The sequence below is a fragment of the Lentibacillus salinarum genome (assembly GCF_042679865.1).
In the GTDB taxonomy this organism is placed as follows: domain Bacteria; phylum Bacillota; class Bacilli; order Bacillales; family Amphibacillaceae; genus Lentibacillus; species Lentibacillus salinarum.
Genome location: NZ_JBHTNH010000025.1, coordinates 24361 through 37269, shown reverse-complemented (window position 1 = coordinate 37269; position 12909 = coordinate 24361). Strand labels below are relative to the sequence as shown.

Annotated in this window: 15 protein-coding genes; 9 read left to right on the top strand and 6 right to left on the bottom strand. The window is 45.5% G+C overall.

Annotated features, from left to right (window positions below):
• Positions 1 to 37: 37 nt before the first annotated feature.
• Positions 38 to 1480, bottom strand: coding sequence for a BCCT family transporter (locus ACFQ4A_RS11730; protein ID WP_382400806.1), 1443 nt, complete (start codon positions 1478 to 1480; stop codon positions 38 to 40).
• Positions 1481 to 2189: 709 nt separating this feature from the next.
• Between ACFQ4A_RS11730 and ACFQ4A_RS11725 the strand changes: the two genes are divergently transcribed.
• From ACFQ4A_RS11725 to ACFQ4A_RS11715, 3 genes are all read left to right on the top strand, one after another.
• Positions 2190 to 3101 (top strand): glycine betaine ABC transporter substrate-binding protein, encoded by a 912-nt coding sequence (locus ACFQ4A_RS11725; RefSeq protein WP_382400804.1) that lies wholly within the window; start codon positions 2190 to 2192, stop codon positions 3099 to 3101.
• Positions 3102 to 3168: 67 nt separating this feature from the next.
• Positions 3169 to 3942, top strand: coding sequence for an SDR family NAD(P)-dependent oxidoreductase (locus tag ACFQ4A_RS11720; protein WP_382400802.1), 774 nt, complete (start codon positions 3169 to 3171; stop codon positions 3940 to 3942).
• Between the two features lie 463 nt (positions 3943 to 4405).
• On the top strand, positions 4406 to 4927 hold the full coding sequence (locus ACFQ4A_RS11715) for a TetR/AcrR family transcriptional regulator (protein ID WP_382400800.1): 522 nt from the start codon (positions 4406 to 4408) through the stop codon (positions 4925 to 4927).
• Here ACFQ4A_RS11715 and ACFQ4A_RS11710 read toward each other — a convergent pair.
• Complete coding sequence (locus ACFQ4A_RS11710; RefSeq protein WP_382400798.1) at positions 4875 to 5276, bottom strand: hypothetical protein; 402 nt, start codon at positions 5274 to 5276, stop codon at positions 4875 to 4877. The genes ACFQ4A_RS11715 and ACFQ4A_RS11710 overlap by 53 nt on opposite strands.
• A 107-nt stretch (positions 5277 to 5383) precedes the next feature.
• On the opposite strand from ACFQ4A_RS11710, the gene ACFQ4A_RS11705 reads away from it, so the two are divergent.
• Entirely contained in the window at positions 5384 to 6334 is a 951-nt protein-coding gene (locus ACFQ4A_RS11705) for a nuclease-related domain-containing protein (RefSeq protein ID WP_382400796.1), read from the top strand.
• Positions 6335 to 6375: 41 nt separating this feature from the next.
• Here ACFQ4A_RS11705 and ACFQ4A_RS11700 read toward each other — a convergent pair whose 3' ends face one another.
• The 4 genes from ACFQ4A_RS11700 to ACFQ4A_RS11685 form a co-directional block, all read right to left on the bottom strand.
• Positions 6376 to 6648, bottom strand: a complete 273-nt coding sequence (locus tag ACFQ4A_RS11700) for a hypothetical protein (protein WP_382400794.1) — start codon at positions 6646 to 6648, stop codon at positions 6376 to 6378.
• Positions 6566 to 6739 (bottom strand): hypothetical protein, encoded by a 174-nt coding sequence (locus ACFQ4A_RS11695; protein WP_382400792.1) that lies wholly within the window; start codon positions 6737 to 6739, stop codon positions 6566 to 6568. The genes ACFQ4A_RS11700 and ACFQ4A_RS11695 overlap by 83 nt, the downstream gene beginning before the upstream one ends.
• Positions 6740 to 6883: 144 nt before the next feature.
• Entirely contained in the window at positions 6884 to 8008 is a 1125-nt protein-coding gene (locus ACFQ4A_RS11690) for a C40 family peptidase (protein ID WP_382400790.1), read from the bottom strand.
• Positions 8009 to 8333: 325 nt separating this feature from the next.
• Entirely contained in the window at positions 8334 to 8687 is a 354-nt protein-coding gene (locus ACFQ4A_RS11685) for a hypothetical protein (RefSeq protein ID WP_382400788.1), read from the bottom strand.
• A gap of 101 nt (positions 8688 to 8788) precedes the next feature.
• On the opposite strand from ACFQ4A_RS11685, the gene ACFQ4A_RS11680 reads away from it, so the two are divergent.
• The 5 genes from ACFQ4A_RS11680 (at position 8789) to ACFQ4A_RS11660 (ending at position 12854) form a co-directional block, all read left to right on the top strand.
• The gene (locus ACFQ4A_RS11680) at positions 8789 to 9559 is read left to right on the top strand and encodes a YveK family protein (protein WP_382400786.1); all 771 of its coding nucleotides are present in this window, start codon (positions 8789 to 8791) and stop codon (positions 9557 to 9559) included.
• Positions 9528 to 10229, top strand: coding sequence for a CpsD/CapB family tyrosine-protein kinase (locus ACFQ4A_RS11675; RefSeq protein WP_382400784.1), 702 nt, complete (start codon positions 9528 to 9530; stop codon positions 10227 to 10229). Before ACFQ4A_RS11680 ends, ACFQ4A_RS11675 begins: the two co-directional genes overlap by 32 nt.
• A gap of 124 nt (positions 10230 to 10353) precedes the next feature.
• Positions 10354 to 11103, top strand: a complete 750-nt coding sequence (locus ACFQ4A_RS11670; protein ID WP_382400782.1) for a tyrosine-protein phosphatase — start codon at positions 10354 to 10356, stop codon at positions 11101 to 11103.
• Positions 11104 to 11177: 74 nt separating this feature from the next.
• The gene (locus ACFQ4A_RS11665) at positions 11178 to 11942 is read left to right on the top strand and encodes a tyrosine-protein phosphatase (protein ID WP_382400780.1); all 765 of its coding nucleotides are present in this window, start codon (positions 11178 to 11180) and stop codon (positions 11940 to 11942) included.
• 255 nt (positions 11943 to 12197) lie between these two features.
• The gene (locus ACFQ4A_RS11660; protein ID WP_382400889.1) at positions 12198 to 12854 is read left to right on the top strand and encodes a response regulator transcription factor; all 657 of its coding nucleotides are present in this window, start codon (positions 12198 to 12200) and stop codon (positions 12852 to 12854) included.
• The last annotated feature ends 55 nt before the right edge of the window (positions 12855 to 12909 follow it).

Here is a 12909-nt window from a genome sequence, read left to right as displayed (position 1 = left end):
TGATAACGCACATATCGGTGATTAATAAATAAACTTTTTACTTCCCTATGTTGCTTTCCTTTCCGGCAAAAACGTCTTCTCGTTGCTCAGATACCTGATCTTGATTAGTTTCCGATATAGGATGTACGGGATATCTTATTAAAGTTGATCCTGTATCTTTCTGCCTAAAATCTTCTTTGACAGATTTAATAAACGAAATGGTCATCAAAGCAAAAACCAAAATCATAGGGACACCTACAATAACTGAAGACAATTGAATTGCCTCCAACCCACCTATAGCCAATACAATGATACCGACTGATCCAAGAATTAACGCCCAAAATAATCTATGGATACGAGGCGGTTGACCAGTTCTATCCAGTTTCTTACTAGCAACAGATGATAAAATCAACGAAGCGGTATCAAACGTTGTTGCTGAGAATACGAGATAGGCTATTACGAATAGTGGTATTAGAATCGCACTAAAAGGTAACGTATTGATAACTGCCATTATACCTTCCGTTTGTCCACTATTAACCATTATTGAATTAACTGGAACCAAATTGGATAATTCAAGGTTCAATGCGTAATTTCCAAAAACACCTAAAAATACCCAACAACCCACTGGACCTATTAAGCATTGGGTAATGATCATTTGTCTTATCGTACGCCCCTTGGAAATCCTGGCAGTAAACAAACCTATTAATGACGCATAACCAATCCACCATGCCCAATAAAAAACAGTCCAATCTTGGGCGAAACTTTCATTATTAGTGGCTCCCAGATTTAAACTCATTTTAAAGAAATCATTAAACATGACACCTATGGATTGTATGGTATTATCCAGCATAAAGACTGTTGGGCCCACAAGGAACACGAAGGCAGTTATTGCTGCAACGATAATGATATTAAAATTTGACAATCTTTTAAGTCCCTTTTCAAGACCCAAATACACACTTACACCAAATAAAATCACCCAAAGAGCGATCACAATGACCAATAACCCAAAAGTAACAGGGATATTAAACATTTCACCCAAAAAACGTGCTACCATGGGAGCTACTAAGCCTATGCTTGTTCCCACTACCCCGATCAAACCAAACATCATGGCAATATCGACGATTTTACCCAGTAAACCGTCGGAATGTTTACCTAATAGAGGTCTACAAGCAGCACTAAGTCTCAAATGAGGTATTTTTTTAACATATAAAGCATATGCCATGGGTATACTGGGAAGCGCATAAATAGCCCATGCGAGTATTCCCCAGTAAAAAAAATTATGGGGGATAGCCCACTCCGCTGCACTTAATGTTCCTGATTCTACGCCAAAGGGGGGGTCATTAAAAAAAGTGATCGGTTCGATAACCGATTGATACATAATTTCCCCGCCTATTCCCGTCGTAAAAATCATAGCGAACCAACTGAAATTTGAAAATTCCGGCTTATCGTCAGGGTCTCCTAATTTGATTTGACCAAATTTTGCCAAAAACAAGCCACGCAAAAAAGATAAGTATCATGAATGGAAACATGACGAAAATCCATCCAAAATTGCCAGTGATGAAACCTAATATGGTGCCTACAATATTTGCCGCAATCGAAGGATTTAGCCCAATAGGCACTAATACGAACAATAAAATGACTAGAACTGGCCAGAGCACTTTGTGTTCAATATTCAAGTATGTCACATCCTCTTAAATATAATATTCTAAAAAGTGATCATGAATAACGTTACCCTCAAAAAGTAACCCAGATTCCGCGCTCATAAATAACACCCTGAATCCGTGAGAAGGACCCGAAATCTTCTTGGAAATCGAAATATAAGTCGAATCGGATTCAAGATGACTCTTTTTCCCCTACATCGTTTCTTGACTTTTCATATTCAGCACCCCCGGAAAATCATTTACTTTACTTATGGCATCCCATAATTAAGGAATCCATCGAGCAAAAGTCACCTTTTTAACTATATCGTAAATTAAATTTTGTACAAAATGTTTGTACACTCTGTATTATCTGTTTAGTTTGTAAAAATATTTCTGTATAACATTATGTCGGTATTTCTTTTAGAATATCTGGATATATCCCGAAAATGCTCGAAAATCCTCACTTATGGAACTTTTCTAACTTATGTTATGCTAGCGTCAATTTGATCGAGGAGGTATGCATGTGGCAAGTCATAGCAAAAGATATCCGATTTATAGGAGAGATTTAACATGAAGAAGACACTTGTTATTTTGCTAACCATCTTATTATCAATCGTTATGTACGGTTGCACATCAAGTGGTGAATCAGAAGGTGCTGGCAATAGCAGTGGTGCATCAAATGATACAGGTAATAACAACGAGGAAAAACCAACATTAACGTTTGGCAAAACACCATGGACAAGCACTGTTCCACCAACAGAAATAGCTAAAAAGGTTTTGGAGGAGATGGGCTATAAAGTAGAAGAAAAACAAGGCGAACTTGGGGTTGTCTTTACGGGCTTGTCAGCTGATGATGTTAACATCTTTATGGATTACTGGGAACCACAACACAAACAATATCTAGAAGAATATTCCGATTCGGTAGAGATTGTATCTACAAGTTATGAAGATGCAGATTGGGGAATAGCGGTTCCTAAATATATGGAGGATGTTAATGATGTCGGGGATTTAAAAGGTAAGGAAGACACCGTAAATAATGAAGTATTGGCAATAGTAGAAAGTGATCCAGCAGTGCAAGATATTCCAAAGGCCATTGATGAATATGATTTAGATATGGAAATGACGAATTCCTCAGAGGCGGCAATGTTAGCTGCAGCTAAAGAGAAAATAGACGAGAAAGAACCAGTTGCGCTGTTTGGATGGCGTCCGCATACGATGTTTAATCTACTCGATATAAAATTATTAACAAATAATAAAGCTCCAGAGCTTTTTCCGAGCGCTACCGTTAGCGTTGTTGCTAATAAGGAATTGAAAGAGAAGGCACCTGAGGCATATGAATTTTTAAGCAATTGGCGTTTACCAATTGATGATATGGAAGATATGCTCGTCAAAATTGACGAAGGAAAAAATCCTGAAGATGTTGCACAGACGTGGATTGATAATAATCAAGACACGATTGACGAAATGAAGGGTCATCAATGATTACATGCCATTTATTCAACCCTCGACAGTAAGTAAACAAATTTAAGTAATGGAAGGAGAAACAAACATGGGAAAATTGGAAGGAAAGGTAGCCATTGTTACAGGAGGAGCAGGGGCAATTGGCCAAAAAACAGGCGAGAATTTTTTGAAAGAAGGGGCCAAGGTTGTTCTTGTAGATATGAATAGAGATTCACTTGATAAGGCAAAATCAAATCTTAAACATTATGGGGAAGTCATCGCGATTAAAGCTGATGTTTCTAATGAGGATGAAGTAAAAAACTATATCAATGAGACAATTGAGAAATTTGGGCGCATTGACATCTTTTTTAACAATGCGGGTATTGAAGGAAAGGTTGCTCCTATTGTTGATCAGGAAATAGACGATTTTGATAAAGTATTTAAAGTGAATGTACATGGGGTTTTTCTGGGACTGAAACATGTACTTCCTGTCATGAGTAAGCAAAGAAGTGGTAGCATTATCAACACATCCTCTGATGCTGGATTGTCGGGAGATCCTGGGATCGGCCCTTATGCAGCATCAAAACATGCCGTTGTAGGACTCACGAAAACAGCCGCTTTAGAAGTGGCGCATGACAATGTTCGTGTAAACTCGATTCATCCCACCTCTGTGAATACACGAATGATGCGCTCCATAGAATCGGGCGTAAACCCTGAAGATGACTCGAAGGCAAAGGAAGCCCTCATGAATGAAATACCGTTGGGACGCTATGGGGAAACACATGATATATCCAATCTTGTCCTCTTTCTTGCTACCGATGATAGCAGTTTTATCAGCGGTAGCCAGTATCGCATTGATGGCGGCATCGGTGCAAAACATTGATGACGGTATCGGTGTAAAATAATAGTCAAGGGTTTGGGCCAGGGCATCTATCGCCTTTTCAACTTGGATAGGTGCCCCTGGTATTTAAAAAAATGGGGACGACAAAACCGGAGATGCTGCGTAGCCCTCGTTTTGTTGTGGTCTCCGAATAAGTTTGACGGTTTGTAGGACCAATTGCGATGAAAAGATCCTTCCTTGAGTGCATTGACACTTTATCATAGGTTGGTTTCTTTTCTTTTTTTTCACCCAATGGGTAAAGCAAAGCCCCCATCCCTCTGAGCACGTTGGTATGATAGGGATTTGAAGCGATATAAGTACCTTGTATGAATATTTTGGAATAATAGTTAACCTTTCTATAAATTTATATACTTTGCATTGACAACAAACCGAATAGACGGTTAATGTTATGATAGGATTAAATTCGCAACGTTTTACAAGCATGTCGTGAAGGAGGTATGGGCACTTGGATAAAAAAATGGAGCTATTTGAGGCAGCACAACGTATTATCAACTCGAAAGGCGTAACGCATCTAACATTAGAAAATATCGCAAAGGAAGCAGGTATAAGTAAAGGGGGACTGCTTCATCACTTTCCAAATAAGAATGCGTTAATTCAAGGCGGGATTAACGCGGTGTTGGAACGTTATTCGGAAGAAATGGAAAACCTCAATACCAAAGATACTGGCACTGGGCATTTCTTAAGAAGCTATGCTGAAGTATCGCTTAATAATCCACAGCAGCTGACTTCAGGCCTTTTGGCAGCAACCGCTACAGATCCAGAGCTACTAAAACCTATACAAAATTACTACCAGAGTTGGCAAAAAAAAATTGAAGAAGATGGGTTGGATCCAGCTTTAGCGACGATTATTAGACTTACCATTGATGGGTTGTGGTTTTGTGAATTGTTTGGATTGGCTCCACCAGAAAAAGAACTTAGAGAGGATTTGTTGGAAAAGCTGTTTGATTTAACACAAGCGGAACAATAACAACTCGAGCGGGAGCGGCCGTAACTCGAGCGAGAAGCGCCGCAACTCGAGCGGGAGGCGCGGTCAACTCGAGTGGGAGCAGTCGCAACTCGAGCGGGAGCAGCCTCAACTCGAGCGAGAAGCGCCGCAACTCGAGCGAGAACAGCGCCAACTCGAGCGAGAACAGCCGTAACTCGAGCGGGAGCAGCCCCAACTCGAGCGAGAGCAGCCGTAACTCGAGCGAGAGACGCCTCAACTCGAGCGGGAGCAGTCGCAACTCGAGCGGGAGGCGCCGCAACTCGAGCGGGAGCAGCCGTAACTCGAGCGGGAGTGGCCGTAACTCGAGCGGGAGTGGCGCCAACTCGTGCAACAGTACAGCATAACTAAATAGATAATTTTCTTAAAAAAATATATATTCTCTCCCAATAATATGCTATATTAATATCAACCCCCAAAATTAAATAAAGGAGCTAAACAATGATACTACAAAACCGCGTAAAACCCCTTCCGCTACAAAAGCTTGATGCAGCGATTCCGCGATTGCCACCTCAGTTTCGAAGTCTTCCCAAGATGAAAGAGGATGCCAAAAAGCAGCAGCAAGGCTATTCCGGCGAACGAAAGGTTGATTACTTTCTCGATAATCTCGCCTCGATGTACACGATTCTCCGTGATGTTTACCTCCAAGATAACAGTAAAAACTTCCAAATTGACACTGGATTAATTGCCAATCATTCTATTTTCATTATTGACTCGAAAAATTACAAAGGCACGATTACGTTCAACACGACCCTTAAACAGCTAACCCGGGACGACGGCAAGATTGAAGCAGGCTTCGAATACCCGCCCACCCAAGTTGAAAATCAAAAATTCCATCTGCAGAACTGGCTCGCCCGGCACAACTTGGAACATATCCCAGTGAAGGCTTATGTCGCGATTGCTGATCCGTCAACCATCGTAAAAGTGGATGGGGATGAGGAGGAAATAGCAAAAGTTGTCATGCACGGTGCTGCTGTCCCGCAAATGATCACGGATAAAGATCATGAGGCGGGCAGGAAAGGCGCAAAAAAGCTGCAAGACTACCAAATTGGTAAAATGATATTGCGCGAGTGCGGCGAGTTTGATATTGATATGTTCAAGCGATATGGCGTGCGGCCAACGGATATTTTGCCGGGTGTGATTTGTCCTAATTGCGGGCTGCGGGGGATGGAAAGAGTCTATAATGGGTGGGGTTGCAAGAAATGTAAGTGTTTTTCGAAAAATGCACATATGAAAGCTATAGCGGATTATCTTCTGCTGGTGAAAGATTCAATCACGAATAAGGACTGTGCGTGGTTTCTCGGCAAAATCACTAGAGGAACGACCACAAGAATACTTAAAACAAGCGGACTGCTATATGATAAGCAGCATCGATGCTGGCGAAAAGAATGATTTACATTTGAGTGGTTTTCGACGGCAGTCGAAAACCTTCCTTACTGTTTTTTGCAATAGAGGATTTTTGGTTCACACCAAAAATCGCCAATAAAATGATTTGAATTGGACGAGCGATTCATCAACTCGAGCGAGCGCAGCCCCAACTCGAGCAGGAAGCGCCTCAACTCGAGCGGGAGCAGCGCCAACTCGAGCGAGAGCAGCCGCAACTCGAGCGAGCGCAGCGCCAACTCAAGCGAGAGCAGCGCCAACTCGAGCGAGAGCATCGCCAACTCGAGCGAGAGCAGCGCCAACTCGAGCGAGAGCAGCGCCAACTCGAGCGAGCAGCGCCAACTCGAGCGGGAGCAGCCCCAACTCGAGCGAGAAGCGCCTCAACTCGAGCGAGAGCAACACCAACTCGAGCAAGAGCACCCCCACACGAGCCAGAACCGCCGCACCAACTAAACGAGCACACCCCCCCTAGAATGCTGATTTTCGGCCCCGGCCGAAAATCGTCCATCTATCTATACAAAAAGCTCCCGGCACGAGCCGGGAGCTACCTTCGAAATATTAATAAAACCGCTTATAGCCATCAAAATATTTTTGCCAGTATGAGCTGTTCACATTCGATATGGTCACGCCGCTCGAGCCGGCATGGATGAAGTCGCCGCCGCCAAGATAAATCCCCATATGCGAAATACCGTTGGCACCTTCGTACGTATTTTCAAAGAAGACGAGGTCGCCGACTTGCGGGTTGTTTACATATTGGGAGCGGTTGTAGTAGCCCGCGCTGGAAAGACGGCTAATATCCTTTCCGGCTTTGTTGAACGTATGTTGAATGAAGCCGCTGCAGTCGAAACCGCTTGGTGTGGAGCCGCCCCACACGTAAGGCGTACCCTGCAGGCTTTTGGCCGTGCTGATCAATTTATCAACATTATAATCCGCATCGCTATTGCCGGAGCTGTTGCTCGAGCTCGAATCCGAACTTGATGATCCTGAATCGGACGATGACGTCGAGCCAATATTCAGCTTTTGCCCGATTAAAATCAAATCAGATGATAAGTTGTTCCAATTTTTCAGCTGACGGACGGATACGTTCTGCTGGCTGGCGACGCCTGATAGCGTATCACCGGATTTGACAGTATAGACTTGAGATGATCCAACATCCGAGCTGTCGCTTCCTGAATTGGAACTTCCCGAACTGGAACTTCCCGAGCTGGAGCTACCGGAACTGCTCGATCCACTAGAGCTACTCGCACCATCCTTCGAGACAACAAACGCATTCCCCGGATGGATGAGTGTTGAATCCAAATTATTCCAGTCCATCAAATCTGACACGGAAACATTATGTCTGGCCGCGATACCGCTCAATGTATCGCCGCTCTTAACGGTGTATGTAGCCTGCCCATCCGAGCTACTTGATCCCGAGCTACTGGAATTATCCGAACCGCCCGAATCGGATGAGCTGCTTGAACCTGGTGTTTCCAATACTTGATTCGGAAAAATAAGATCGCCCGATAGGTCATTCAACGATCGTAACTGCGCGACGCTCGTATCATACTGCTGTGCGACCTTCCATAATGAATCACCGCTCTCAACCTTGTATGATGCGGCTTCAGCATCCTCCGCACCATAAATCGCCGCAGCAATCACAGCACTCGCCGTTACCGACATGAAAATCTTTTTATTGGCCAATGATAACTCCCTCGCTTTCGTGATGAAATTTCTACCATTATACCATGTAAAATGTCGAAATTAATAGAGTTAGTCGATTTGTAATCTATTTGTAATATAGTGTGCTTTCGGGAGGGCTTCGTTTCTTTGTATGGTGCAGCTGTAACATGGAGCGCAGCAACTACGGGCCAGAACACCGCAACCATCGGCCGAGCACCCTGCATCCCAACCAAAAACGCACCGCATACGGCTGCCACAGCCAAACATACGCCCCCGCCCAATCGCGCGCCCCGCACTCGCTCGCTACCGCCGCTGCACTCCCGGCCGCACCACACCACGACGCTCCCTACCCCGCCCGAGCACCACGCCCAGCCGGCACGCTCCACCGCACAAAGCCGGAGTCCCCAACATACACAGCACAACCCAAGCCAGCCGCACCACCCCCAGCCGCCGCACCCACCATAATCGAGGCACTCCTGCCCCCGTACAGCGCCACCGCACCCACCCGCTCGCTTCCTGCCAGAACACCGTCCGCACACAAGCGCCGCCCCCCGGTCGCTTCCTGCCCCCCACACCCAGCCGCCGCATAGCACAAAGCCAGATCAGCCCCAACATATACAGCACCACCACACCACGACGCTCCCCACCTCGCCCCAGCACCACACCCCCCACAAAAAATTTCCCACAAAAAAATCCTCACAAATTCCTAATCTATGTTATAATGCCGATTGTAGTGTCGAAAATGTCAAACAAAACAAGCAACCAAACAACTAGCAAAATAGCTTCATTGGAGGTACTGGAATGGAAGAGACGATATCCCTCAAAGAGATATTTGAGGTTCTGAAAAAACGCATTCTGCTCATTATCTCATTCATTGTGGGAACAGCATTAGTCAGCGCAATCATTACATTTTTTCTATTAACACCACAATATGAGTCAAGTTCACAATTCTTAGTCAACCAGAGCCAGCAGGAAACAGAAGTGCCAACGAATGATTTGGATGTCCAGACAAACGTGGAACTCATTAACACCTATAATGTCATTATTAAAAGCCCGGCGATTCTGGAACAGGTAGCTGAAGAACTCAACCTGAACCTTAGCACGTCCCAGCTGTCGGACAAAATCAGCGTGGAAAGTGCCGAGAATTCCCAGGTCGTTACCGTGACCGCAACCGACCCTGATCCGAATCAGGCGCGGGATATTGCCAACACGACCGTCACAACCTTTCAGTCCGAAATTCCGGACATTATGAACGTCGATAACGTCAGCATTCTGTCTGAAGCGGAACTGAAACCCGAGCCATCACCGGTCAGTCCGCAACCGATGCTAAATATCGCGATTGCCATGGTGCTTGGCGGCATGATCGGTGTTGGTCTGGCATTTCTGCTTGAATATCTGGATAACACCATCAGAACGGAATCCGATATTGAAGAAAAATTGGGTGTACCTGTTCTGGGCGTGATCAGTCATATTGACGATTCGGATGTTCGTTCGGGTGACATTCAGCCGGCAGTCAACAGAATGAAACGGGGTGTTCACAGTGGCGCGCAGACGCAAAAAAAATCAATCTAAAAACAGTAAAATCCGGCAGCTAGTCACGAAACTGAATCCCAGATCACCTGTCGCCGAACAATTTCGAACGGTCCGCACCAATCTGCAGTTTTCTTCGGCAGATCATGAACTGAAAACCATCGTGGTCACATCATCCGGGCCGTCTGAAGGAAAGTCATCCAGTGCCGCCAACCTTGCCGTCGTCTATGCCCAGCAAGGCAAAAAAGTGCTGCTCGTTGATGCGGACATGCGCAAGCCGACTGTTCATTACACATTCAGGCTCGACAATCTGAACGGGCTAAGCAATATCCTGGTCGGTGATACAACCCTGCAGGAAGCGGTCACGTTCACAGATGTCGAAAATCTTGATATCATCTCGTGTGGCCCAATTCCACCCAATCCGTCCGAACTGCTTGGCTCACGAAAAATGGAACAGCTCATCAAAGAAGCGAAAATGTCGTATGACGTCATTTTGTTTGATACACCACCGGTCATGGCTGTTACCGATGGGCAAATCCTCGCCAATATGTGTGACGGCTCATTGCTCATCGTCCGCAGTAAACAGACGGAATACGACGCAGCCGAAAAATCAGTCGATATCCTGCAGTCGTCAACCGCTAAATTTCTCGGAACCGTGCTGAACGATGTCGAGAAAAAGAAAGTCAACTATTATTACTACTACGGCACGTAAAGCGCGACAACAAGACTCCTTGCTGGATTGTGAGGAGTTTTGTTATATTTCGGAAATAGTCTGATCGTCCTACATATATCCGAACATTCTAGAATAGGGTATATCGTAGCAGGGAGTGGTGTACATGATTGATATGCATTGCCATATATTGCCGGGACTAGATGACGGGCCTAAACTGTTAAAAGAAACCGTCGCGATGGCCAAAGCGGCTGCGGAACAGGGGATCGATACAATAATCGCGACGCCGCATCATAACAATGGCAAATATATCAACGAGCGGCAGGACATTCTCGGGGCGGCGGATTTTGTCAATGCCCAAATCCAACAACTCGGCATTCCATTGGATATCGTGCCAGGTCAGGAGATTCATCTGTATCAGGATATCGTCCACGACCTGGAGCAGGGCCGCCTATTGCCGCTCAATCAAGCAACCAAATACGTGCTGATCGAATTGCCGGCGAACCATTTTCCGGCCGAGACAACCCGGATTGTGTTTGATTTGCAGATGGCCGGCTATATTCCTGTCATCGCCCATCCGGAAAAGAACGCGATCATCACGAACAATCCCGATATCTTATACGACCTGGTGAAAAACGGGGCTTTAGTCCAGGTTGATGCCGCCAGTGTCATCGGCGTCAACGGGAAAAAAGTGAAAAAACGAACCCAGCAAATGCTCAATGCGAACATGGTGCACCTGATGGCGACGAATGCCCATACAGCGAAAACAGTTCGGTTAACCGAAGCATACGAAGTGCTGGACCCGGCAACATCAGAGCAATTACAGGAAAACAGCGAGTGGCTGCTGCTTGATAAGCCGATTGCCAAAGATATTCCAGAGCGCATCAGTAAATCGCGCTTTCGCAAGTTTTTTTAATTAGCCTGTAAAAAGCCCTCGAAATTTGTTATAATACAACCATCTCATGCTAAAATGGACAGGACGTGATGCAATTGATAGATATTCATTGTCATATTCTGCCCGGCATTGATGACGGTGCCAAAACGATTACCGATAGTCTAGCGATGGCCGAGGACGCCGCACAGCAAGGTATTCACACGATTGTCGCCACACCGCATCACCGGAATGGAAAATATGAAAATATGAAAACAGACATCATCCAATATACCCATGATTTAAATGAGCATTTAAAAGAAGCGGACATACCTGTAACGATCTTACCCGGACAGGAAACGCGGATTAATGGGGATATGACCCGCGACATTGAAGCGGATGAACTGGCATCGCTCAATGATACGAAATATCTGTTTGTCGAGTTTGCGTCCAATCACGTGCCACGCTATGCCAAGCAAATGCTGTTTGATATTCAAGTGGCCGGTCACATACCGGTGATTGTGCATCCCGAACGGAATTCGGCCATCATCCAGCATCCGTCCATACTGCATGAATTCGTGCAAAAAGGAGCGCTCACCCAAGTGACGGCCGCAAGCTTGGCCGGAAAGTTCGGCAAAAACATCCAGAAGTTCTCACACCAGCTGATTGAGGCCAATCTGACTCATTTTCTCGCATCTGACGCGCATAACACCACGACTCGAGGATTTGCGATGGATGAAGCCTACCAGGAACTGAGCGAACAGCACGGCCACGAGATGACTTACTTATTCATGGAAAATGCACAGCTGTTGATTGACGGCATGAACGTCAATAAAGATGAACCCCAGCCAATCAAAAAGAAAAAGTTCCTTGGGTTGTTTTAAGCAGATGTGCCGGATGTAGATTGTCACTGTATCCGGTTTTTTCTTGTTCAGTCCCGGGGTGTACATATCTCTGTATAGGCCATACTGTATACTGGAGGTATGGATAAAGCGAAACTTCCATCAGTGGGGTCCCTTTCTCATCCCACTGATGGTTAGTTAAGCAGAATCGGGGATTTACGGACAATTATCCCCCGTATTTTGGGGGATTAGAGTCCGTTACATCCGGGACAAATAGCAAAGGGGTTTTGCGCGTTGATGAAACTTCTGCTGGTGGAGGATCAACGGTTATTCGTCGAGGGTATCAAGGCACTGCTGGACACACAGGATGATATGACAATCGTCGGCATTGCCACAAATGGTGAAGAGGCACTGAAACGCGTCAGCGAACGACAGCCGGATATCGTGCTGATGGACATTCACATGCCCGAACTGGATGGCATTACAGCAACCGCCCGCATCAAGGAGACCTATCCCGGGGTAAAAGTCATCATGCTGACCACCGATATCGATGAAGAACTCGCCATCCGGGGCATTAGTGTCGGAGCGGACGGCTTTCTCATCAAAGAGCTGTACCCGGACACCCTGTATCAGACAATCCGCGACGCCTATCGCGGGCAAACGGTTATCTCAGGTGAGGTGGCGTCGATTCTGGCCAGAAAGATACGCGAACTGACGATGGACAGAAAAGGCATCCTCGGCAAACGTCTGGAAAATCGCGGCATCCATTTGACCGGACGGGAACAGGAAATCGCCCGGCTCCTTATGGATCACTATACGAACAGACAAATCGCCGACAAGATCCATCTCGGGCCGGGTACCATCAAGAATTACATCAGCGAAATTTATCAAAAGCTCGGCATTCACAACCGTGAACAGGCGATTGATTATTTACAGAAAACTTACAGAAATTAGGAATCCATGACTTTTTTCTTATGTTATCACTAAAAATGTGACTGTGACTTTAGTA